Here is a 22,929-nt window from a genome sequence, read left to right as displayed (position 1 = left end):
GATACGCAAGAAGGCCGCCCGAGGGCGGCCTTCTTGTTTGCAGCAGCATTATTCCGCCAGCCGGATCGTGCTGATCTTGTCCGCTTCGATCTGCGCGGCGGTGAACGGGAAACGGTGCCAGCGCTTGGCCGAGTATTCCTTCGTGTAGTCGGCAAAGTGCGGGCTGGCCGGATCGGTCGACTGCGAGTAGGTGATGAAGCCTTCGGCATGCACGCCGTCGTCGTTCCAGGTCACGGCCTGGATGTAGCTATTGCCGTAGTCGACGTTGTAGCCGGTCTCGTTGAGCGCGTTGGCCGAGACGATCGTGAAGGCGCCCTCGGTGCCGGTGCCGCCGAAGATCGGGATGTTTTCTTCGTGAATGCCGGAATGCTGGATCTCGCCCAGCGGCGCGTCGAGCGCGAAGCCGGACGCGTTGACCGCAGATACGGCGTCGGCCAGCGCGGCCTGCACGGTCGGCAGCAGCACGTTGAGCGTGTTCGGCGTGTTGACCGGATCGTCTGCCGAGAACGGCGTCAGGTAGACCAGCGGCGCGACCGGATTGACCGGCAGGCCGCCGGGCAGCGAGATCGCACGGCGCCAGAACTCGCGCCACAGATGCGCGCCGCGCGAATCGAGATTGGCGCGGCCGTCCCAGGCAGCGAGCACCGCGCAGGCGTCGCCGATCGCGACCGGGCCGGTGGTGCCGAGCGCGAAGCCGAGCGGGCAGATCGTGTTGAGCACCGATTCGCGCGCCAGTTCGGCGGAATAGATCTGGCTCGACAGCGTGATCTCCTTGAGCTGTTCGTAGGTGAACTTCTCGCCTTCGCGGCCGTCGGTGCCGGCGATGCGGCGTTCGGCCTGCAGCAGACACAGGCGCGTGCGCAGCGAACGAGCCGTGCCTTCCTCGCCGATGATGCTGTTGTAGCCGTCGACGGTTTCGTCGGCATTGACGAGCCAGTAGCTGTCGTTGCAGTTGGTCACGTAATCGGCACGCTCGAGGCTCGGCAGATTGCCGGCGCCAAAGATGCCCGGTGCCGGCGCGTCTTCATCGGTGCCCCACTCGCAATCGCTGTTCGAGCCGTTGAGCAGCGGCACGCCGGGCACCAGCTGGGCGAACACCGAGGCCAGCGGCTCGGCGTTGCAGCTGCTGCGCTGCGCGTCGGTGACGTTGGGCACGACGGTGATGTCGGAATACCAGGCGTTCTCGCCAGGGCCGGTCGCGACGGTGTTGACCCACGGCACGCCGAGGATGTCCTTCTGCAGCTGCTTGAACTCGGCGAGCGTCTTCGCCTGGTCCCACTTGGCGAACTGGTTGATCAAACGGTCGTTCTCGGCGTTGGCGTCGCGCATCGTGAAGCCGACGGCGTTGGTCCAGGGCAGGGCGTTGATCTCGCCGACCGCAGGCAACGTCAGCTTGAGGCCGACCATCGGTCCGTAATGCGTGCGATACAGCGTGCGCTCGACGGTCTGCAGGCTGCCGTCTTCCTGCTTGACCTCGACGGCGAGCGGCACCGCTTCCATGTCGCGGAACGCACCGTCGTAGAGGTACTGCGTCGGGTTCAGCGGATTGATGATGATCTGGTACAACGTGAAGCGATACGCGGTCGAGACCGTGTGGCTCCAGGCCAAGTGGTCGTTGAAACCGATCAGCACCGCCGGCACGCCGTAGAGCGCCGAGCCCATGATGTCGAGCTTGCCTGGGATCGTCGCGTGGGCGATGTACAGACGTTCGGTGCCGGACCACGGGAAATGCGGATTGCCGAACACCATCGAACTGCCGTCGGCCGTGCCTTCCGGTCCGATCGCATACATGTTGCTGCCGAACGGGCGGTCCTTGGAAAAGAACTTCAACGGACCGAGATCAACCTTGGACAAGGTCGCTGCGTCGAGCTTGCCGAGCACCGGTCCGGTCGGGTTGGTCAGCGACGGCGGCTGCGAGCTGCCGATGCCACCGGCGAATACCGAGGAACTGGCAATGACCGAGAGCCGGAAATAGCGGCGATACATGTCGGCATCGCTGATCGGCGCCATGAATGCTGCATCGCGGCATGCGGCATGGCGGCCACTGTGGCCACCGCTCTTGATCTCGCCGATGTAGCGATTGAAGCCGTCGACGAAGCCCTGGGTCGCGTCGCGCAGCTCCGGCAGCGCCGCGGCGCGGAGACGGTCGACGACCGCGTCGGTGGCCTGCAGCTTCCAGAAGAAGTCGCTGTCCAGATTGCGCGTGACCGAATCGTTGGCCGGAATGCTGTAGGTGCCGTCCGGGCCGATGTACTTCGAACGCTCGCCGCGGATCGTCAGGAAGTCGTCGTACATGACGCACAGATTGTCTTCGGCGAAGGAATAGCCGTAGCCATAGCCCATGCTCGCGAAGTTGGACGCCTTGATGTGTGGAATGCCCAGCGTCGTGCGCGTGACGGTCACGTCATAGCCCTTGCCGCTGCCGCCACCACCGCCCGCGGTGCCGCCGCTCGGGACGCTGGAGCTGCCACAGGCGGCAAGCGCCGCAACGAGCAGGCTGAGCCCGCCTTTATGGATGTAACTCATCTTGTATCCCCCAGATATGGACCCGCTTTATGACGCGAAGACTACCGCATTGGAGCGAGGGACTGGGACCCCTGAGCTGAACGAACCGTTGCGCATGCGGGCCGCCGAGCCGAGAACAGAGAACTACGGCACAGCCCGAGACGCGCCTTGCGGTTAAGTTTCGCGTGGGCTTAGTATCGATGGTGGATCGCGGGCTAGGTCCATCCTTCTGTAAATAACTCTGGGAGTTGCGAGATGAAAAAACTGATGGCTGCGGCTGTTCTGCTCGTTGCATCTTCTTCGGCGATGGCCGAAGCCCCGGGCGGTCCGAACTGCGGTTGGGGCAACATGCTGTTCAAGGGCCAGTCCGGCCTGGTCTATCACTTCCTGGCCAGCACCACCAACGGCACCTCGGGCAACAACACTTTCGGCATGACCTCGGGCACCAATGGCTGCTCGGTCGACGGCAAGCTGACCTATGGCGGCAAGGCCATGGTCAACGCCATGCTTGATGAATTCACCTCCGACGTCGCTGTCGGCCAGGGCGAAACCCTGACCGCCGTCGCCGTCGCCTACGGCGTCGAGAAGGAAGATCGCGCCGCGTTTGCTGAACTGGCTCACGCCAACTTCAACGTGCTGTTCCCGAGCGAAAACGTGACCGGCGATGAAGTCGTCACGAATCTGGAGGCGCTGATGAAGGCTGATAGCCGCCTCGGCAAGTACGTGATCTGATCCGTTGACGACCGCGTAACCGCGGAAGTCCGGTATGGCCCGGTATCGCAAGATGCCGGGCTTTTTGTTGGCATTCGATTCCATGCGGCCCATGCGCGCGCTGATCCCTTTACTGATTGCACTCTCCGCACTGCTGCCCGTTCCGGGCCGCGCAGCCGACGACGCCTGGGTGCAGGCGCAGGCCGTTGCGCTGTGGCACGACCAGGAGTGGCTGAACCTCGGCCACTACAAGGCGTCCGATCTCGGCAATGGCTGGTACAGCCATACCGACGACGCGCGCTTCTTCATCGCCGCGAATGGTGCGAAGGACCCGCGCGCCGAGATGGAAGCGACGCTCGCTGCCTTCGCCGCGCCGGCAGAGCTCGGCAACGAGCACGCGCAGTGTCGTTTCGTCGCGCGCCTGAGCTGGCTGCGCGCCAGGCTTGATCTCGGCGAGCTGCCACAGCCCGACTGCGTCGACTACCGCGAGTTCCGCAAGCTCGTGCAGCCCAAGCGCACGGTGCTGGTATTTCCGTCGTACTACCTCAACAGCCCGTCGTCGATGTTCGGCCATACGCTGCTGCGTCTCGACGCGGGCGAGGCGGACGAAGGCTCGGCGTATCTGTCCTTCGCGGTGAACTTCGGCGCGATCGTCGCTGCCGACGACAACGGCATGTTCTACGCCTTCAAGGGCCTCACCGGCGGCTATCCGGGCCAGTTCGAAGTCGATCAGTACTACAAGAAAATCCAGGAATACAACCGCGGCGAAAACCGCGACATCTGGGAATACCCACTCAACCTCAGCGAGGCCGAGACCGAGCGCCTCGTGCAGCATGTCTGGGAACTCAAGGGCATTCCGTTCGCCTACTACTTCTTCGACGAGAACTGCTCGTACCGCATTCTCGAACTGCTGCAGGTCGCGCGCCCCGGCATCGACCTCACCAGCGCATTTCCGCTGACCGCGATCCCGATCGACACCGTGCGCGAGGTGCAGCGCGGCGGACTGATCGACAGCAAGCATTTCCGGCCGTCGCAGGGCACGGTGCTCAAGCAACGTCTCGCCGGCCTGCCGCCCGCATTGCATCCGACGGTGATTGCCCTGAGCGCGGACGCGGACCTGCTCGACAGCGCCGAGCTGCAGGCACTCGACGCCGGCACGCGCGCCCGCGTCGTCGAAGCGGCGTACAAGTACCTGCGCTACAAGCAGACCAATGCCGAGCGCGACACGACCGCCGCGCAACGCAGCTTCCGCCTGCTGCAGGCCTTGCAGCAGCAGGCGAGCGCATTGGACGTCGACAGCCGCTTCGTCGATCCCGATGAATCGCCGGATCTCAGCCATGGCAGCCGGCGTGTCTCCGCCGGTCTCTGGACCGAGGAGGATCACGAGTACGCCACGCTCGGCCTGCGCCTGTCGCTGCACAGCCAGCACGAGAACCGCACGGGCTTCCCGCTCGGCGCGCAGATCAATCTCGGCAACTTCGATGCGCGCATCGACGAAGACGGCGACATCGACGTCAACCGCTGGGACATCGTCGACATCCTGTCGCTGAGTCCGCGCGATGATTTCTTCCAGCCGCTGTCGTGGGCGATCATGACCGGCGTCGACCGCCAATGGACCAACGGGCGCGAGCATCGCGTCGCGCACGTCAATGGCGGTGTCGGTGCGTCGTATGCGCTGTTCCCCAACAGCCTCGTCTACGGCCTCGCGACCGCGCGGCTCGAGAACAATTACGGCTTCGACGATCCGCTGCAGCCGGCGGCCGGTGTACGCGGCGGCCTGGTGTTCGGCCGCGGCCCCCTGACGCTGCAATGGGAAGTTGCTGCAGAAAAGTTCGCCAACGGCGAGGAACGCGCACGCGTGAACCTGCTCAACAACCTGCACCTGTCGCGCAATCAGGCGCTGCATCTGGAGCTGTTGTGGCGCGAGCAGGAGCCTGAGGACACGCTCGCCGTCGGCCTGCGCTACCAGGTCTACTACTGATGCGTTCGCTGTGGCCGCTGCTGTTGCTGTGTCTGTCGCTGTCCGGCTGCACGCGCATCTTCCTGCATCCGGACCGCTACGACTACGCGCCGGACCGGCCGCTCGGCGTGCCCGCCGAGGATGTCTGGATCGCCGCGCCGGACGGCCAGCAGCTGCACGCGCTGCTGATGCCGGCACAAGGTCAGCCCAAGGCGACGCTGCTGTTCCTGCACGGCAATGCCGAGAACCTCAGCACCCACGCGCGGATCATGACCTGGCTGCCCGCGCAGGGTTATGCCGTACTGGCGCTCGACTATCGCGGCTTCGGTCGCTCGCAGGGCGAGACCGGCGTCGACGAGATTCACGAGGATGCCGAGGCGGCGCTCGCCTGGCTCGTCGCGCAGGGCAAGCACAAGACCGGCGCGCTGGTCGTCTACGGCCAGAGCATCGGCGCTTCGGTGGCGATCCGCTTCGTCGCGGCATCGCCGCTGCGTGAGGAGGTCGCGGCGGTGATCGCCGACAGCCCGTTCTCCAGTTATCGCGGCATCGCACGGGAAAAGCTCGGCGCCCTGTGGCTGACCTGGCCGCTGCAGTGGCCGCTGTCGTTCCTGATCTCCGATCGCTACGCCGCGATCGATGTCGTTGCCGGCCTCAGCCCGATTCCGTTGCTGCTGATCCACGGCGAACGCGATTTCATCGTACCGGCCAGCCATTCGCAGCGGCTGTACGGCGCGGCGCGCGAACCCAAGACGCTGTGGCTGATTCCGGACGGCAATCACATCGACGCACCGCGCCGGGAAACCATGCGCACGCGGCTGGTCGAATTTCTCGATGGCATCGTCGCGGCGCACTGACGAAACGTTCAGGGCGTTGCAAAGTACCAGGCCAGAAATCCGAACAGCAGCACCGACAGCCAGGTACCGTTGATACCGCGCGCCTGGGTTTCCAGCACGGCCTCTGCCGGCTTGTCGGGCCGGTAGTAGACGGCAATCATGCTGTCGACCGGATAGCGGTCGATGATCTTCTGCATGTCCGCCGCCGATCCGACGATCGGCATGCCGGGATCCAGACGCTTGCCGCGAAATTGCCGATTGCCGACGCTGTAGCTGTACTCGATCGCAGGACTGTACGGCGACTTCTGGCTCTTCTGCTGCAGCTTGCTGACCAGGATGGTCCCGAAAGTCTTCGCCCAGCCGCGGCGTCGATGATCGATGCGCTCCGCAAGAATATGCAGCAACGACAGCACCGCGGTGATCGCGAAGAACAGCGCCTGATGGGGCCGCGCGCCTTGCGGCAGCAGCGGCGCCACCCACTGGTCGATGCGCTCCGGAAACCACCACCAGCAGGCCAGCCCGGCCAGCAGCAGTGGCACACAGAGCAGCAGCGTCCATGACAGCGGCACGGTCGACGGCTCGGGAGCGTCGATCGGCGCAGCCGCATCCTCATCGGCCGATTCGTCCGATACCTCCTGTTCCTCAAAGGGCCGCCATCGGCACAGCTCGCGCCAGCGTTCGTCGCGCTGCAGGAAACTGAGGAACAGCGCGTTGAGTTGCCGGTCGTCGAGCGCCTCGGTGGCGACCAGGTCCTCGCTGTCCTGCTGGCAATGCAGGTCGAAGCTGCGGCCATCTTCCGCCGCCTCGGCGTACAGCGAGCGGTCGGCGTCATCCAGAGACAAGGACCAGAACGGCTCGCGTGGGCGCTGTGCAATCGCCGCAGCAAAATCTTCTGCGCCGGCATGCGCCGTCAGGTGCCGCTCGCAAAGTTCGAGTTCCATCTCATGCCCCCGGTCGACGCTCCCACCGATTGTCGTCAGCCGGCCGCGGCGGTGCCAGCCCCGTTGCCGCACCGGCGTGACGCGCATCTCGCGTAGACTGCCGCTTGTGATCGAAGTGGTCGCACTCGACGGGGATTCGGGGGTTTCAATGCGCGCATTCCGTTACTACGACTTCCTGCTCGCCGGCATGGTGGCGGTACTGCTGTGCTCCAACCTGATCGGCCCCGGCAAGGTCTGCACGATCACGCTGCCGTTCTTCGGCCCGCTGTCCTTCGGCGCCGGCAACCTGTTCTTCCCCGTCGCGTACATCTTTGGTGACGTGCTGACCGAGGTCTACGGCTACGCGCGGGCGCGCCGCGCGATCTGGGCCGGCTTCGCGGCGATGATCTTCGCCACCGCCATGTCGGCCATCATCGTCAACATGACGCCGAGTCCGGACGAACCCTGGAACGCGACGCTGCAGCCGGCATTGGAGATCGTGTTCGGCAACACCTGGCGCATCGTCGCCGCCAGCATGCTCGCCTATTGGGTCGGCGACTTCGTCAATTCCTACGTGATGGCAAGGATGAAGGTCTGGAGCGAAGGTCGCCATCTGTGGATGCGCACGATCGGCTCCACCGCTTGCGGCCAGGCCAGCGACTCATTGCTGTTCTATCCGCTGGCGTTCTACGGCATCTGGACCAACGATGCCTTGATCGCGGTCATCATCTTCAACTTCGCGATGAAGGTCAGCGTCGAAATCGTCTTCACGCCGGTGACTTACTTCGTCGTCAATCGTCTGAAGCGCGCCGAAGGCGTCGACATCTACGACACCGACACCCGCTTCACGCCGTTCTCCTTGGGCGACTCAGGCAGCGCGAAACCCTTGCAGTGAGGTGACGCCATCCGTTTGGCGCGCGCCGCAGTATCTTGGCGAGCGCCCGGCGCGATTCTCGAAGCGGGGCTGTTTCGCCAACAGCAGACAAGCCGCGTCCGCCAAGCACAATGCACGGACGCGGCTTCGCACACCGCTTATTTGCAACGGACAGATCAGCTCTTCGGCTTCCGCTCGGGCTCGCCGAACAACGGAGATTCCGGGCTACCCGGCGCAGGCGCGTTGACCGTGCCGCGCGGCGTCTGACGTTTGCGGCCGGCCAGCAGCAGGAACGTCAGCCCGCCCAGGGCAATCAGCGACAGCAGTAGAAAAACTGGCAGTGCGGTATCCATCTCTTCCTCCTTGCGGGGCCATCGGTGGATGACCAATGGTCGACCCCGTCCATCAATGAAGTTGAGCAATCGCCATTCCCACGCTCGCTGCTCCCAACTCAGCTGATATTCATATCCAGCGGCCTAGGTTCCGAGCCGTGGCACTTGCAACACCTACAACAGCGATGTTCTTCGATGTCCTCTTCAAGTGCGGAGAAGCCTCATGAGTCTCGGAACCATTCTTCTCGTCATCCTGATCCTGATGTTGCTGGGCGCCATTCCGACCTGGCCGCACAGTCGTAACTGGGGCTACGGCCCGAGCGGCGGGCTTGGCCTGGTCGTGGTCGTGCTCCTCATCCTCGTATTGATGGGACAGATATAGAGGCTCAGTCGGGGTTCAGCGGGCATGTCTAGATTCGATTGCGAATTCACCATCAAAGAACAAAGACTCATGACCGAATCCAATCTCGAACGCGCACGCCGCTTGCGCCCGCTGGTCCCGAACTGCGTTACCGACCGCACGCTGCGGCTACGCATCGCCGAGGGCTGGGACGATCAGCAGATCGTGACGCACGATCTGATTTCCCAGCCCGATCTTTCGGCGAGCCCGGCCCTGGCTTCCAGAGCACGGCGTCCGCGCCATGCTTACCTGCGCAACAAGTCGCTGCAGGTTGAACGCGCGCTGTTCCACGCGTAGTTGATAGATCATGACCGAAAGCATCTTCGACGCCTTGCGCGAGAGTCACGACCGCCAGCGCTCGCTGTGCCGGAAGCTGTTGCTGTCGAAGCCGCATACCGAGCATCGGATCCAGACTTTCAGCGCATTGAGAATCGAGCTCGCCGCGCACGCGGCAGCCGAGGAGCGCCACCTCTATGTGCCGATCCTGATGGAAGACATGGGTCTGAGTTCGGCCCGGCACGCTTTGCATGAGCACCATCAGATGGATGAGCTGATCGAGGATCTTCAGGTTCTCGATCACTCCGGGCGCTCGTGGATGGCCAATGCGCACAAGCTGTCGGACAAGGTTCATCATCACTTGCGTGAGGAAGAGAAGAAGTTCTTCCAGGTCTCCGGAAAGATTCTGAGCGATACGCAGAAGGTACGGCAGGCGAAGCGATATCGCCGTGAATTTGCGAAGATGGTGAGAACCCTCGCAAGTACCTGAGCGCGGGATCGACGGTGACAGGTCCCTCGTGAAACGTTTCCGCTGCGATCAATGCCAGGCTCTCGTCGTTTTCAGGAACGACCAATGCATGAACTGCGGCAGCCGCCTGGCGTTCGTGCCCGATCTGCAGGAGATGGTCGCTTGGGGCGGCATGGGCGCGGACAAGACCGCGACCCGCGAGCTGGGACCGGCGCAGACAACTTATCGTCTCTGCCGCAATTACATCGAGCACAACATCTGCAACTGGGCTGTCGCGGCGGACGATGGTTCAGACCTTTGTCTGTCCTGTCGCCTGACCAAGATCATTCCGGATCTCACGGTTGCCGGCAATCTCACCCGCTGGTTCTGGATGGAGGCGGCAAAGCGCCGCGTCATTGTCGGACTCGTCGGCATGTCATTGCCGCTGGACGCCGCGGACGATCCCGGCGCGCACGCGTTGAGCTTCGAGTTCAAGGCGGACGAAGTCACGCCGGTCGAGACCAAGCCCATCCTCACCGGGCACAGCAACGGCGTCATCACGATCAACATCGCCGAGGCCGACGATGCGGAACGTGAGCGCAGACGCGTCACCATGCATGAGCCGTACAGGACGCTGGTCGGTCACTTTCGGCACGAGGTCGGCCACTACTACTGGGACCGCCTGATCGGATCGTCGCGGCGTCTGCGGACATTCCGCACCGTCTTCGGCGACGAGCGAGCCGACTATTCGGCAGCGCTGAAAACCCACTACGAGAACGGCCCGGCGACGAACTGGCAGCAGCATTTCATCAGCGCGTATGCCAGCTCGCACCCTTGGGAAGATTGGGCGGAAACCTGGGCGCATTATCTGCACATGCTCGATAGTCTGGAGACCGCCCACGAAGGCGGCCTGACACTCAGGCCGAAGCACGTCTCCGACCCCAGCTTCACATCTCGCCCGGGCATCGGCGGGGGGCATTCCCGCTCCTTCGGCAGCATGCTCGACCGCTGGCGTTCGCTGACCTATGTATTGAACGAGCTGAACCGCGCGCTGGGCTTGCGCGACGCCTATCCGTTTGTGATATCGGACTCGGTGATCGCAAAACTCGAGTTCGTACACAAGACGCTTGAGCTACATCGAAGGGCAATGAAGCCGCCGACTGCGGTCGAGTCTTTGTGAGGGGCCACTGATGCGAGAGCAAGCGCGCTGCCGTAGCGGCAGCGCGCCCGGTCACAAGGCGCCGTCCGCCGTGCGATGCGGCGCAGGCGCGCGGCGCGTGAACAGCCGGACCTTGATCTCGTCGATGATCTCGTAGACGACCGGCACGACGAGCAGGCTCAGCACCGTCGACGTGATCAGGCCGCCGATGACGACCAGCGCCATCGGCAGACGGAAGCTGTCGTCGCCATCGAGGCCGATCGCGATCGGCAGCATGCCGGCGGTCATCGCGACGGTGGTCATGACGATTGGCCGCGCACGCTTGTGGCAGGCATCCATCAATGCATCGACGCGATTCATGCCCAGATCGCGGCGCGCCATCACCGCATAGTCGACGAGCAGGATCGAGTTCTTGGTGACGATGCCGATCAACATCAACAAGCCGATCAGCGCCGGCATCGACAGCGGCAATCCGAACAGCCACAGCAGGCCCAGCGCACCGGTCGATGCCAGCGGCAGGGCCGCAAGCACGGTCGCCGGCTGCCAGAAGTCGTGGAACAGCAGCACCATGACGGCGTAGACGCAGAAGATGCCGGCGAGCATCGCCAGCATGAAGCCCTCGACCATCTCGGTCATGTATTCGAGATCGCCCGAAAGTACGAGTTTCACGCCAGGCGGCAGGGCCTTGAGCGTCGGCTGCGCCTGGGCTTCCTTCAGCACCTCGCCGATCGGCCGTCCTTCGAGATCGATCGTCAGCGTGATGATGCGCGCGCGGTCATAGCGGTCGATCTGCGCCGGGCCTCCGCCAAGACTGATCTGCGCGATGTTGCTCAGCGGCACCGCGACGCCGCGGTCGCTGTTGACGCGCAACTGGCCGATCATCGACGGGTCCGCCCGCGCGGCCGGATCCAGCTGCACGCGCACATAGACCTGACGGCCGGGCAGGTTGAGGCGCGGCAGATTGAAGTCGTAGTCGCCGACCGTCGCGACGCGAACCACTTCGCCGATCGCCGCCGAGGTGATGCCGAGTTCGGCCGCCCGCGCGAAGTCCGGGCGGATGACGATCTCCGGGCGCAGCAGGCTGGCGGTGGAGGTCACCGAACCCAGGCCGGGCAGCGAACGCAGCTCGGCCTCGAGGGCGCGCGCGCTTCTGTACAGCGCGTCCGGATCGTCGCCGGTCAGCATCAGGTTCATCTTCTCGCCCGGCGTGCCGCGGCCGATGCTCACGCGCGCACCCGGCAACACCGCGAGCGCTTCGCGCATCGCCACGCGCATCTCTTCGATGTTGCGCTTGCGCTCTTTCGCCGGCAGCAGCACCGCGGTGAGCTGCGCCTTGCGCACCTCCGCGGCGGCGCGATCGGAGCGGATGTTGCCGGTCTGCGAACCGGCGCCGATCGTCGTGTAGACCGTCTTCACTTCCGGCAGCGCCATCAGCAGGGAACGCGCGCGTTCGGCCAGCGCCTGGGTCTGTTCAAGAGAACTGCCCGGCGGACCTTCGATCGTCGCGATTTCGTCCGACGAGTCGGCGCCGGCGAGGAAAGCCATCGGCAGTTGCTGGATCATCAGCAGCGAGACCAGGAAGAACACGCCGGCGCTGATCACGGTCGTCCAGGGATGTTCGATGCACCAGCGCGCCGACAACAGGTACTGGCGCATCAGGCGGCCGTCGACATGCTTGTGCTTGCTCGGCTTGAGCATGCGCGCCGCCATCATCGGTGTCAGCAGGCGTGCAACCAGCAGCGAGAACAGCACCGCGGCGGCGGCGGTCCAGCCGAACTGGCGGAACAGGCTGCCGGTCATGCCGCCGGAGAAGGCGGTGGGCAGGAACACCGCGACCAGCGTCAGCGAGGTGGCGATGACCGCGAGGCCGATCTCGTCGGCGGCCTCGGTCGCCGCCTGCAGCGGCGGCTTGCCCATCTCGAGATGCCGCATGATGTTCTCGACTTCGACGATCGCGTCGTCGACGAGAATGCCGATCACCAGCGTCAGCGCCAACAAGGTCAGCATGTTGAGGTAGTAGCCCATCGCCATCACGACGATGAAGGTCGGAATGATCGACAGCGGCAGCGCCACCGCGGAGACGAACGTCGCGCGCCAGTCGCGCAGGAACAACCAGACGACCAACACGGCAAGGATGCAGCCCTCGTAGAGCGCGCGCATCGCGGCGTCGTATTCCGACTGGCTGAAGTCGACGGTGTTCGCGACTTCGACGAACTTGATCTGCGGATAGGCCCGCTTCAGTTCGTCCATTGCCTCATAGACTTTCTTCGCGGTACGGACGTCGTCATGACCGCGCGCGCGCATGATGTCGATGCCGACCACCGGGGCGCCGTCGAGCAGGGCCAGCGCGCGGCGTTCGGCATGCGTGTCCTTGATGGTCGCGACATCGGCGAGCCGCAGGCGACGGCCGTCGGGCATCGGCAGCGACATCTGCGCCAGCTCTTCGGCGCTCGCGACCGTGCCCAGCGTGCGGATGGTCTGCTCAAGCCCGCCGAGATCGCCGCGGCCGCCCGGCGCTTCCTGCTGCATGCGCCGCAGCTGGGTGCTGACTTCACCGGGCGTCACGTGCATTGCCTGCATCCGCGCCGGATCGAGCTCGACGCGCACCTCGCGCATGATGCCGCCCTGGCGCTTGACCTGTGCGACGCCGCGGCAGCGCATGACCGCGCGGCCGACGACATCGTCGACGAACCAGGACAGGTCGGCTTCGTCCATCGCGTCGGACGATACCGCGTAGGTAATCATCGGCAAGCCGGCGATCTCGACGCGCGACACCACCGGCTCCTGCATCTCCGCCGGCAGCGTCGAGCGGATGCGCGCGACCGAGTCGCGCACGTCGATGACCGCTTCCTGGGTGTCCTTCTCGTAGGCGAATTCCGCCATCAGGCTGACGGAGCCGTCGTTGATGATGGTCGTCACATGGCGCACGCTGCCGATGCTCGACACCGCATCTTCGATCGGCCGCGCGACTTCGGCTTCAAGCTGTTCGGGAGACGCGCCCGGCACGGTCGCGACCAGGGACACGGTCGGAAACACCATGTCCGGCATGCTCTGGATGCCGAGCCGCTGGAAGGCGACGAGGCCGGCGATGGTCAGCATGAAGAACAGCAGGATCGACGGCGTCGGCTGCCGGATCGCCCACGCGGAGAAGTTCATGGCTGCGCCGCGGCTGCGGTGACGCCGACCAGATCGCCGTTGCTGAGGAAAGCGCCGCCGGAAACGACAAACTTCTGATCGGGCCCGAGGCCGTCGAGAATCTCCAGCGCGCCATCGCGACGGCGGCCGCTGACGACTTTGACCTGCTGCACCCGGTTGTCGGCGTCGATCCGCATCACGTAGCGATTGCCGTCGCGCATGACGATCGCCGACTCCGGCACCGTCAGTGCCTGGCGCTCGGCCAGCGTGAAACGGCCGCTGACGTACATGCCGCCGGCCAGACTGCCGTGCTTGGGCAGATCGACATAGACGGTACCGTTGCGCGTGCGCGCATCGACCGTCGGCGACAGCTGGCGGATCTTGCCGGCCACCACGGTGCCGTCGAGCAGCTGCAGTTCGACGCCGGCGTTCGGCTCCAGCCGCGCCATCGCCTCGGCCGGCACTTCGGCGCGCCACTCCAGGCGTCCGCGCCGCACCAGCCGGAACAGTTCGATGCCCAGGGTGCCGACCGCGCCGACCGTCGCCGTGCGTGCCGAGATCACGCCGTCATCGGGCGCGACGATCTTTGCGTAGCGCAGGCGCAGCGACTGCGCCTGACGCTGGGCCTTGGCCGACGCGAGCTGCGCTTCGGCGATCGCGGCGGTTGCGCGATAGGCCTGGATCGCCTGCTTCGACAGCGCATCCGAGGTTTCGAGCCGGTCGGCGCGCGTGGCGTCGGCCTGGGCTTTCTGCACATTGACCTCGGCTTCCGCGACCATCGCGTCAAGCTGCGCCAGCTCGGCGCGCAGGCTGTCTTCGTTATAGCGCGCGAGGACCTGGCCCTTGGTGACGACGTCGCCGACGTCGGCCAGCACTTCGTCGAGGCGGACTCCGGATACTTCGGCACCGATGATCGCCTCCTGCCACGGCGTGACTTCACCGCTGGCGGCCAGCACGTCCGGCCACTGCCGGGGAATCGCCGTGGCCAGTTCGACCGCCATCACCGGGCGTGCCGGCGGCGCTTCCGCCGTCTCTCCACTGCAGCCCGCAAGCCACACGGTCGTTGCCGCAACTGCGGCGACGGACAGACGGCTGTAAAACCCGACGCTCGACACTGGAAGCTCCCCTCTACCCGCGCTTAAAGACGAATCCGCTCGCTGCTCGATCAGCCCCGCTCGCAAACTGCGGGCCACTTCCGTGCCTGCCCTTTGGCGAGGCGGGCGGGAAGGGAAGTCGAGTGCCTGATCGATTGGCTACGATGTGGTACATCGTGTCTCAATGGTATAGCATGTCTCACATCATGACGGCAACCAGAACAGCGCCACGCAGCAACAAAAAGTTCAGGCAACACCTGTCGACGGCCAGCGATGCCCGCGCGATCCGCACCCGCGAAGCGCTGCGCGGCGCGCTGCTGTCACTGCTCAAGCGCAAGCCGCTGGACGAGATCGGCATCCGCGAGATCGCCGCCGAGGCCGGCATCGGCCATGCCACGTTCTACCGCCACCATCCGACCAAGGAAGCCCTGCTTCACGATCTCGCCGCCGACGAGGTCCAGAGCCTGGTCGGCCTGACCGCACCGCTGATGGACGCCCAGGGCTCGCAGGCCGCCTGCGAAGCCCTGTTCGCCTATGCGGACGAGCACCGCGCGCTGTGGTCGACCTTCCTCAATGGCGGCGCCGCCGGCGATGTGCGCGAAGAGATGCTGAGGCTGTCACTGGGCCTGGCGGCGGCACAACTGCCCGCGCAGGCCCGCGCGACCGGTGAGATGTGCGTGCGCCTGATGGTCGGCGGCACGATCGAAGTGCTGACCTGGTGGCTCAAGGATCCGAACGCGCCGCCGGTCAAGACCGTGGCGAAGGCCCTGTCGCAGGGCGTCGTGCTGCCGGTACTCGCGAAGATCGCGATCCTGATGGACGTGCCGCCCGACATCCAGCGCAACGCCCGCGGCGCCAAGCCGTCGCGCCGGATGCGCGTCGCGCCGTAGCCTGACCCTCGTCAGCGGCAGGCAAACTCGCCGCCCGCTCTGCGCGGCGATCTTTATGCATTCTTTATGTCGCGACGGGTGCTCCCGTCTCGAATCCCTATGCTCCTCCGCCGCCTAATGCGCTCACGCCGTTGAAGGCGTGTTTGCGGAGAGCGGCAATGGATGATCTGATTTTTCTCGGGCTCTGCGCCGCCGGCTTCGCCGGCCTGGCCTGGTATGTCCGCGCGGCAGGGACGCTCTGACATGAACGTCGAATACGTGCTGGGCGGTCTGGCCGCCGCCGGGATCCTGGTTTATCTGGTCTACGCGCTGATCCGCGCGGAACGCTTCTAGCGCCGCGGAGATTTACATGACCCTCCAAGGCTGGCTGTTGATCGTTGTTTACTGCGCGCTGGTTGCGTTGCTGGTGCGCCCGCTCGGCGGATATCTGTTTCGCGTGCTGCACGGTGAACGGACGCTGCTGTCCGCAGCGCTCGGCCCGCTCGAGCGCGGCTTCTACCGGCTTGCCGGCGTCGATCCGCGCGCCGAGCAATCCTGGCGCGACTACGCCCTGGCGATCCTCGTGTTCAGCGCCGCCGGGTTCGGCCTGCTGTACCTGATCCTGCGCACCCAGCAATGGCTGCCACTCAATCCGCAGGGCTTCGGCGCGCTGTCGCCGCACCTGGCGTTCAACACGGCGATCAGCTTCGTCACGAATACCAACTGGCAATCCTACGGCGGCGAATCGACGCTGAGCTACTTCAGCCAGATGGCCGGCCTGACGGTGCAGAACTTCCTGTCGGCCGCGACCGGCATTGCGATTGCGGTCGCGATGGTGCGCGGCTTCGTCCGTCGCGGCGGCGACGCGCTCGGCAACTTCTGGGTCGATCTGACCCGCGTGACGCTCTACGTGCCGCTGCCGATCTGCATCGTCTTCGCGCTGCTGCTGATCTGGCAGGGTGTGCCGCAGAACTTCCTCAGCTACAGCGAAGCGACGACGCTGGAAGGCGCCACGCAGCTCATCGCGCAGGGTCCGGTCGCCTCGCAGGAGGCGATCAAGATGCTCGGCACCAACGGCGGCGGCTTCTTCAACGCCAACTCCGCGCATCCTTTCGAGAACCCGACTGCGCTGAGCAATCTGCTGCAGATGCTGTCGATCTTCGCGATCGGCGCCGCGCTGACCAATGTGTTCGGCCGCATGGTCGGCGATGAGAAGCAGGGCTGGGCGCTGCTCGGCGCCATGGGTGTACTGTTCCTGGCCGGCGTCACGGCGGCCTACTGGGCCGAGTCGATGCCGCATCCGCAGCTGGCGGCACTGGGGCTCGACAGCAACATGGAAGGCAAGGAGACGCGCTTCGGCATCGCCGCGTCGATGCTGTTCGCGGTCGTGACGACGGCCGCCTCCTGCGGCGCCGTCAACGTCATGCACGACAGCCTGATGCCGCTCGCCGGCATGATCCCGCTGATCAACATGCAGCTCGGCGAGGTCGTCATCGGCGGCGTTGGCGCCGGCCTGTACGGCATGTTGCTGTTCGCGCTGCTGACCGTGTTCGTCGCCGGCCTGATGGTCGGTCGCACGCCAGAGTATCTCGGCAAGAAGATCGAGGCGCACGAGGTCAAGCTGGCGATCCTCGCGATCCTGATCTCGCCGCTCTGCATCCTCGGCTTCACCGCACTCGCCGCGGTGCTGCCGCTGGGGCTCGCCGGCCTGCAGGATGCCGGTCCGCACGGCTACAGCGAAATGCTCTACGCCTTCACGTCGGCCGCCGCCAACAATGGCAGCGCGTTCGCCGGGCTGACCGCCAACTCACCGTTCTACGACACGACGCTCGGCATTGCGATGCTGCTCGGCCGCTTCGCGATCATCGTCCCGGCGCTGGCGATTGCCGGCTCGCTGGCAGGCAAGAAACAGACCGCCGCGTCGATCGGCACCTTTCCGACCAACGGCGCGATGTTCGTCGTGCTGCTGGTCGCGATCATCCTGATCGTCGGTGGGCTGACCTTCTTCCCGGCGCTCGCACTGGGACCGATCGCCGAGCACTTCGCGCTGCTGCAGGGCGCGAGCTACTGAACCCGGAGCCCATCATGAAAACGACAACCCATGCCCTGCTCGATCCGGCGCTGCTGAAGAACGCCGCGATCGATGCCCTGATCAAGCTGGCGCCGCGCAAGCTGGCGCGCAATCCGGTCATCTTCATCACCGCCGTGGTCGCGGCACTGTCGACCCTGCTGTTTGCGCGCGACGCGATCGCCGGCTCCGGTCGGCTGCTGTTCTCCGGCCAAGTCGTCGCCTGGCTGTGGTTCACCGTGCTGTTCGCGAACTTTGCCGAAGCAATGGCCGAGGGCCGCGGCAAGGCGCAGGCCGCCGCACTGCGGCGGACCAAGAGCCAGACGCTTGCCAGACGCCTGCGCGACGGGCGGGTCGAACAGATCGAAGCGGGCACGCTGAAAGTCGGCGACCGGGTCGAGGTCCTGGCCGGAGAGATCATTCCCGGCGACGGCGACATCGTCGAAGGCATGGCCACCGTCGACGAGTCGGCGATCACCGGCGAGTCGGCGCCGGTGATCCGCGAAGCCGGCGGCGATCGCTCGGCGGTGACCGGCGGCACCCGCGTGCTGTCCGATCGCATCGTCGTGCGCATCACCGCGGCAGCGGGTTCGAGCTTTCTCGACCGCATGATCGCACTCGTCGAAGGCGCCGCGCGGCAGAAGACGCCGAACGAGATCGCGCTCAACGTGTTGCTGGCCGGCATGAGCCTGATCTTCGTGCTCGCGGTGGCGTCGATCCCGGCCTTCGTCAGCTATGCCAGGGGCAGCGTGCCGGTCATCGTGCTGGCGGCGCTGTTCGTGACCTTGATTCCGACCACGATCGGCGCGCTGCTGTCGGCGATCGGCATCGCCGGCATGAATCGCCTGATGCGCTTCAACGTGCTGGCGACCTCGGGCCGCGCCGTCGAGGCCGCGGGCGATGTCGATACCCTGCTGCTCGACAAGACCGGCACGATCACGCTCGGCAACCGCCAGGCCACCGCGCTGATCGCCTTGCCCGGTGTCAACGAACGTGAACTGGTCGATGCGGCGCAGCTCGCCAGCCTCGCCGACGAAACGCCGGAAGGTCGTTCCATCGTTGTGCTCGCCAAGGAGCATTACGGCCTGCGCGGCCGCAGCCTCGCGAACCTCGACGCGACGGTCGTGCCGTTCACCGCGCAGACGCGCATGTCCGGCATCGACATCGACGGCCAGCAGATCCGCAAGGGTGCGATCGATGCGATCAAGGACTATGCGAAGTCGCACGGCGAGCAGCATCGCCTGCCGGCCGAACTCGACACGATCGCCGCGCAGATCGCCCGCTCCGGCGGCACGCCGCTGGCCGTCGCGCGCGATGGTCGCGTACTCGGCGTCGTGCACCTCAAGGACATCGTCAAGGGCGGCATCCGCGAGCGCTTCGCGGAGCTGCGCGCGATGGGCATCCGTACCGTGATGATCACTGGCGACAATCCGATGACGGCGGCGGCAATCGCCGCCGAAGCCGGCGTCGACGACTTCCTCGCCCAGGCGACGCCTGAGCGCAAGCTGGAATTGATCCGCGACGAACAGGCCAAGGGCAAGCTCGTCGCCATGTGCGGCGACGGCACCAACGATGCCCCCGCGCTGGCGCAGGCCGACGTCGGCGTTGCGATGCAGACCGGCACCGCGGCGGCGCGCGAGGCCGGCAACATGGTCGATCTCGACTCCGACCCGACCAAGCTGATCGAGATCGTCGGCATCGGCAAGCAGATGCTGATGACGCGCGGCGCGCTGACGACGTTCAGCATCGCCAACGACGTCGCCAAGTATTTCGCGATCATCCCGGCGCTGTTCATTGCCTTCTATCCGCAGCTCGATGCGCTGAATCTGATGCGGCTGGATTCGCCGCAGTCGGCCATCCTGTCGGCGATCATCTTCAACGCGCTGATCATCCTCGCGCTGATCCCGCTCGCACTGCGCGGCGTCGCCTACCGGCCGGCACCGGCGACGACGCTGCTCGCACGCAACCTGACGATCTACGGCCTCGGCGGCATCGTCGCGCCGTTCATCGGCATCAAGCTGATCGATCTCGCCGTCGTCGCCCTGCACATCGTCTGAACACGGAGCCTTCCATGCTGACTCAACTACGCCCCGCCCTGGTTCTGTTGCTGCTGTTCAGCCTGCTGACCGGCGGCCTGTATCCGCTGGCCGTCAGCGGACTCGGCCAGCTGCTGTTCGCGCCGCAGGCCCGCGGCAGCCTCGTCGAGCGCGACGGCCGCGTCATCGGCTCGGCGCTGATCGGCCAGCGCTTCTCCTCGCCGCAGTATTTCCATGGACGGCCTTCGGCCGCCGGCAGCGGCGGCTATGACGCCGCCGCGTCCAGCGGCTCCAACCTGGGCCCGACCTCCGCGGCGCTGATGGCGCGCATCGGCGCAGATGTTGCCGGCGCCCGCAGCGAGCAGGCGTCGCGCGCGGTTCCGGCCGATCTGGTCACCGCATCGGCCAGCGGCCTCGATCCGCACATCAGCCCCGCCGCCGCGCAGTTCCAGATTGCCCGCGTTGCCGCCGCACGCGGCCTTGCCGAAAGCCGGCTCGCGGCGCTGGTTGCCACGCATGTCGAGCCGCCGCTGTTCGGCGTTCTCGGCGAGCCGGTCGTCAACGTCCTGGCACTGAATCTGGCGCTGGACGAACTAGAATGACGGCATGAAAAGCCCCGCTTCGGCTGAGCCGGCACGGCCCTCTCCGGAGGCGCTGCTGGAACGTGCGCGGCGCGAGGAGCGTGGACGCCTGAAGATCTTTCTCGGCGCCGCGCCCGGCGTCGGCAAGACCTGGGAGATGCTCAGCTCGGCACAGCGCAAGCGCCGCGACGGCGTCGATCTCGTCGTCGGCATCGTCGAAACCCATGGCCGCCGCGAGACGGCGGCGCTGCTCGAGCAGCTGATCGTTGTGCCGCGCCAGCGCGTGGCCTATCAGGGCCACACGCTGGAGGAGATGGACCTCGACGCCATTCTTCTGCGCCGGCCGCAGCTGGTCCTGGTCGACGAGCTGGCGCACAGCAACGCGCCGGGCAGCCGTCATCCCAAGCGTCATTTCGATGTCGAGGAACTGCTCGCGGCCGGCATCGATGTCTACACGACGCTGAACATCCAGCACCTCGAAAGCCTCAACGATGTGGTCGCCAGCATCACCCGCGTTCGGGTGCGCGAAACCGTGCCGGACGCGATCCTCGATCTGGCCGACGAGATCGAGGTCATCGACATCACGCCGGAGGAGCTGATCGAGCGACTGCAGGACGGCAAGGTCTATCACGGCGACGGCGGCGAACGCGCGCTGCGCGGCTATTTCACACCGGGAAATCTGACCGCGCTGCGCGAGCTGGCGTTGCGCTGCACCGCGCAGCGGGTCGATGCGCAGCTGCGCGATCACCGTCGCGCGCAGGGCATCCGCGAGGTGTGGGCCGCGGCGGACAGCGTGTTGGTCTGCGTCAACGAATCGCCCGGCGCTGCGGGCCTGGTGCGCCGCGCCAAGCAGATCGCGGACCGCTACAACGCGCCGTGGACGGCACTGTATCTTCAGACGGCGCGCAGCCTGCAGCTCGACGAAAACCAGCGCGACCGGATTGCCGAGACGCTGCGTCTCGCCGAGCGCCTCGGCGGCAACGCGCTGTCGATTCCCGGCAGCAGCGATATCGCCGCCGACGCGCTGGCGTATGCCGCCGAGCACAACATCACGCATATCGTCACCGGCAAGTCGCGCCGCAGCCGCTGGTTCGAGCTGCGCCACGGGTCGGTCGTCGACCGGCTGGTGCGCAGCGCCAGCAATATTTCCATTCACGTCATCGCCGATGCCGAAGTCGAAGTGCCCGCGGCGCGGCGGCCGCGGCTGGCGGCCACCGGCTCGACGCTCGCGAGCCTGATTCCGGTCAGCCTGCTGGTCGCGGCGGCAGCCGCGCTGGGCTGGCTGCTGCATGCGGCGACGCATGTCCACAACGTCTCGCTGATCTTCCTGGCCGCGGTGATGCTCAGCGCCACGCGCTACGGCCTGCTGCCGAGCCTGTACGCGGCGCTGGCGAGCTGCATCGCCTACAACTATTTCTTCCTGGAGCCGCGCTACACGCTGTCGATCACCAACCCGGCGAACGTGCTGTCGTTGATCTTCTTCGTTTCCGTCTCGGTGCTGATCAGCCAGCTGATGTCGCGGCTGCGCCTGCAGGGCATCGCGACCCGCGAGCAGGCGCACAGCACCGCCGAGCTGCTGAACTACACGCGGCGGCTCGCCGGCATGCGCAAGCTCGATGAGCTGCAGACCGTCACCGCCGAGCAGGCCACGCGGATTCTCGATCTCGAGGCGCTGGTGCTGCTGCCGGACGAGAGCGGCAAGCGCCTGCGGGCCCATCCTGGCGGCCACGGCGGCCCCTTGGAAGAGAAGGATCTGGCGGCGGCGCAATGGTGCTTCGAGAAAGCCCAGGCCACCGGCCGCGGCGCCGACACGCTGCCGGGCGCAAGCCGCCTGTTCGTGCCGCTGCGCGCGCCGTCGGGAACCGTCGGCGTGCTCAGCGTGCGCCGCACCAGCGGCGATACGCTGCTCGATCCGCCGGAACGCCGCATGGTCGAGACGATCGCCGATCTGGCCGCGATCACGGTTGAGCGTATCCGCCTCGCCAAGCAGATCGACCAGACCCGCATGCTGACCGAAACCGAGCAGCTGCGATCCGCCCTGCTGACCTCGATCTCGCACGACCTGCGTACGCCGCTGGCGAGCATCATGGGCGCGATCTCCTCGCTGCGTTCCTACGACAAACTCTACGACACGCAGCAGCGCGAAGAGCTGCTGACGACCGCGCAGGACGAGACCGAGCGCATGCATCGCTTCGTCGGCAACCTGCTCGACATGACGCGCCTCGACGCGGGCGCGCTGCAGCCCAAGCGCGAGAGCTGCGACATGCAGGAGATCGTCGGCTCGGCGCTGCGCCGCACGGCGCGCCTGCTGGCGGGGCATGTCGTCGTCACCGATTACGCACCGCAGCTGCCGATGCTGACGCTGGACTTCGTGCTGATGGAACAGGTGCTGGTCAACCTGCTGGAGAACGCCGGCAAGTACGCCGCGGAAGGCAGCCGCATCGAGATCTCGGTGCAGCGCCATCGCTATGCGCTGGTCGTCGAAGTGCGCGACGAAGGCCCAGGCATTGCCGAGGCCGACCTGACCCGCATCTTCGATCCGTTCTTCCGCATCCGCGGCGGCGACCGCCAGCGCGCCGGCATCGGTCTGGGCCTCGCGGTGTGTCGCGGTTTCGTGCAGGCGATGGGCGGCCAGATTCGCGCGAGCAACCGCAAGGACCGCAGCGGCAGCGTGTTCGGCATCGAACTGCCATCATCGCTGTTCATGGAAGCTTCGCAGACCGACTGA

At 65.9% G+C, this 22,929-nt stretch carries 19 protein-coding genes; 14 read left to right on the top strand and 5 right to left on the bottom strand.

From position 1 onward, the window contains the following. Positions 1-48: 48 nt before the first annotated feature. The gene (locus AC3WUF_RS01430; protein WP_492421680.1) at positions 49-2,526 is read right to left on the bottom strand and encodes a penicillin acylase family protein; all 2,478 of its coding nucleotides are present in this window, start codon (positions 2,524-2,526) and stop codon (positions 49-51) included. A gap of 234 nt (positions 2,527-2,760) precedes the next feature. Between AC3WUF_RS01430 and AC3WUF_RS01425 the strand changes: the two genes are divergently transcribed. From AC3WUF_RS01425 to AC3WUF_RS01415, 3 genes are all read left to right on the top strand, one after another. Beyond that, the gene (locus tag AC3WUF_RS01425) at positions 2,761-3,237 is read left to right on the top strand and encodes a DUF3015 domain-containing protein (RefSeq protein WP_492421678.1); all 477 of its coding nucleotides are present in this window, start codon (positions 2,761-2,763) and stop codon (positions 3,235-3,237) included. Between the two features lie 91 nt (positions 3,238-3,328). Beyond that, entirely contained in the window at positions 3,329-5,197 is a 1,869-nt protein-coding gene (locus AC3WUF_RS01420) for an Lnb N-terminal periplasmic domain-containing protein (RefSeq protein ID WP_492421676.1), read from the top strand. Further along, a complete protein-coding gene (locus AC3WUF_RS01415; RefSeq protein ID WP_492421674.1) occupies positions 5,197-6,030 on the top strand; it encodes an alpha/beta hydrolase in 834 nt (277 codons plus the stop codon). The genes AC3WUF_RS01420 and AC3WUF_RS01415 overlap by 1 nt, the downstream gene beginning before the upstream one ends. An 8-nt stretch (positions 6,031-6,038) precedes the next feature. Here the strand turns inward: AC3WUF_RS01415 and AC3WUF_RS01410 are convergent, their stop codons facing one another. After that, positions 6,039-6,950, bottom strand: a complete 912-nt coding sequence (locus AC3WUF_RS01410) for a DUF3592 domain-containing protein (protein WP_492421672.1) — start codon at positions 6,948-6,950, stop codon at positions 6,039-6,041. A 148-nt stretch (positions 6,951-7,098) separates the two neighbouring features. On the opposite strand from AC3WUF_RS01410, the gene AC3WUF_RS01405 reads away from it, so the two are divergent. Next, a complete protein-coding gene (locus tag AC3WUF_RS01405) occupies positions 7,099-7,824 on the top strand; it encodes a queuosine precursor transporter (RefSeq protein ID WP_492421670.1) in 726 nt (241 codons plus the stop codon). A 155-nt stretch (positions 7,825-7,979) separates the two neighbouring features. Here AC3WUF_RS01405 and AC3WUF_RS01400 read toward each other — a convergent pair whose 3' ends face one another. Beyond that, a complete protein-coding gene (locus AC3WUF_RS01400; protein WP_492421668.1) occupies positions 7,980-8,156 on the bottom strand; it encodes a hypothetical protein in 177 nt (58 codons plus the stop codon). A 202-nt stretch (positions 8,157-8,358) separates the two neighbouring features. On the opposite strand from AC3WUF_RS01400, the gene AC3WUF_RS01395 reads away from it, so the two are divergent. From AC3WUF_RS01395 to AC3WUF_RS01380, 4 genes are all read left to right on the top strand, one after another. Then, the gene (locus AC3WUF_RS01395; RefSeq protein ID WP_492421666.1) at positions 8,359-8,517 is read left to right on the top strand and encodes a DUF3309 family protein; all 159 of its coding nucleotides are present in this window, start codon (positions 8,359-8,361) and stop codon (positions 8,515-8,517) included. Between the two features lie 69 nt (positions 8,518-8,586). Next, positions 8,587-8,832 carry a hypothetical protein gene (locus tag AC3WUF_RS01390; RefSeq protein WP_492421664.1) on the top strand — a complete coding sequence of 82 codons (246 nt, stop codon included), beginning with the start codon at positions 8,587-8,589 and terminating at the stop codon, positions 8,830-8,832. A gap of 10 nt (positions 8,833-8,842) precedes the next feature. Then, complete coding sequence (locus tag AC3WUF_RS01385; protein ID WP_492421662.1) at positions 8,843-9,301, top strand: hemerythrin domain-containing protein; 459 nt, start codon at positions 8,843-8,845, stop codon at positions 9,299-9,301. 28 nt (positions 9,302-9,329) lie between these two features. Beyond that, positions 9,330-10,439: a zinc-binding metallopeptidase family protein gene (locus AC3WUF_RS01380; RefSeq protein ID WP_492421660.1), complete on the top strand. Its 1,110-nt coding sequence runs from the start codon at positions 9,330-9,332 to the stop codon at positions 10,437-10,439. Positions 10,440-10,490: 51 nt separating this feature from the next. Here the strand turns inward: AC3WUF_RS01380 and AC3WUF_RS01375 are convergent, their stop codons facing one another. Both AC3WUF_RS01375 and AC3WUF_RS01370 read right to left on the bottom strand, forming a co-directional pair. Next, positions 10,491-13,574, bottom strand: coding sequence for an efflux RND transporter permease subunit (locus AC3WUF_RS01375; protein WP_492421658.1), 3,084 nt, complete (start codon positions 13,572-13,574; stop codon positions 10,491-10,493). Next, the gene (locus AC3WUF_RS01370) at positions 13,571-14,668 is read right to left on the bottom strand and encodes an efflux RND transporter periplasmic adaptor subunit (protein WP_492421656.1); all 1,098 of its coding nucleotides are present in this window, start codon (positions 14,666-14,668) and stop codon (positions 13,571-13,573) included. The genes AC3WUF_RS01375 and AC3WUF_RS01370 overlap by 4 nt, the downstream gene beginning before the upstream one ends. 185 nt (positions 14,669-14,853) lie before the next feature. On the opposite strand from AC3WUF_RS01370, the gene AC3WUF_RS01365 reads away from it, so the two are divergent. The 6 genes from AC3WUF_RS01365 (at position 14,854) to AC3WUF_RS01340 (ending at position 22,929) form a co-directional block, all read left to right on the top strand. Further along, the gene (locus AC3WUF_RS01365) at positions 14,854-15,537 is read left to right on the top strand and encodes a TetR/AcrR family transcriptional regulator (protein ID WP_492421654.1); all 684 of its coding nucleotides are present in this window, start codon (positions 14,854-14,856) and stop codon (positions 15,535-15,537) included. A 243-nt stretch (positions 15,538-15,780) separates the two neighbouring features. After that, positions 15,781-15,870 carry a K(+)-transporting ATPase subunit F gene (kdpF, locus tag AC3WUF_RS01360; protein ID WP_492421652.1) on the top strand — a complete coding sequence of 30 codons (90 nt, stop codon included), beginning with the start codon at positions 15,781-15,783 and terminating at the stop codon, positions 15,868-15,870. 16 nt (positions 15,871-15,886) lie between these two features. After that, positions 15,887-17,587, top strand: a complete 1,701-nt coding sequence (gene kdpA / locus AC3WUF_RS01355) for a potassium-transporting ATPase subunit KdpA (RefSeq protein WP_492421650.1) — start codon at positions 15,887-15,889, stop codon at positions 17,585-17,587. A 14-nt stretch (positions 17,588-17,601) separates the two neighbouring features. Beyond that, positions 17,602-19,641 carry a potassium-transporting ATPase subunit KdpB gene (gene kdpB, locus AC3WUF_RS01350; RefSeq protein ID WP_492421648.1) on the top strand — a complete coding sequence of 680 codons (2,040 nt, stop codon included), beginning with the start codon at positions 17,602-17,604 and terminating at the stop codon, positions 19,639-19,641. A gap of 14 nt (positions 19,642-19,655) precedes the next feature. Continuing rightward, entirely contained in the window at positions 19,656-20,222 is a 567-nt protein-coding gene (gene kdpC / locus AC3WUF_RS01345) for a potassium-transporting ATPase subunit KdpC (RefSeq protein WP_492421646.1), read from the top strand. A gap of 4 nt (positions 20,223-20,226) precedes the next feature. Continuing rightward, the gene (locus AC3WUF_RS01340) at positions 20,227-22,929 is read left to right on the top strand and encodes a DUF4118 domain-containing protein (protein WP_492421644.1); all 2,703 of its coding nucleotides are present in this window, start codon (positions 20,227-20,229) and stop codon (positions 22,927-22,929) included.

Source organism: Fontimonas sp. FW305-C-3 (assembly GCF_058783185.1).
The sequence above is the reverse complement of the archived record's forward strand: the minus strand, read 5'-3'. Positions and strand labels throughout refer to the sequence as shown.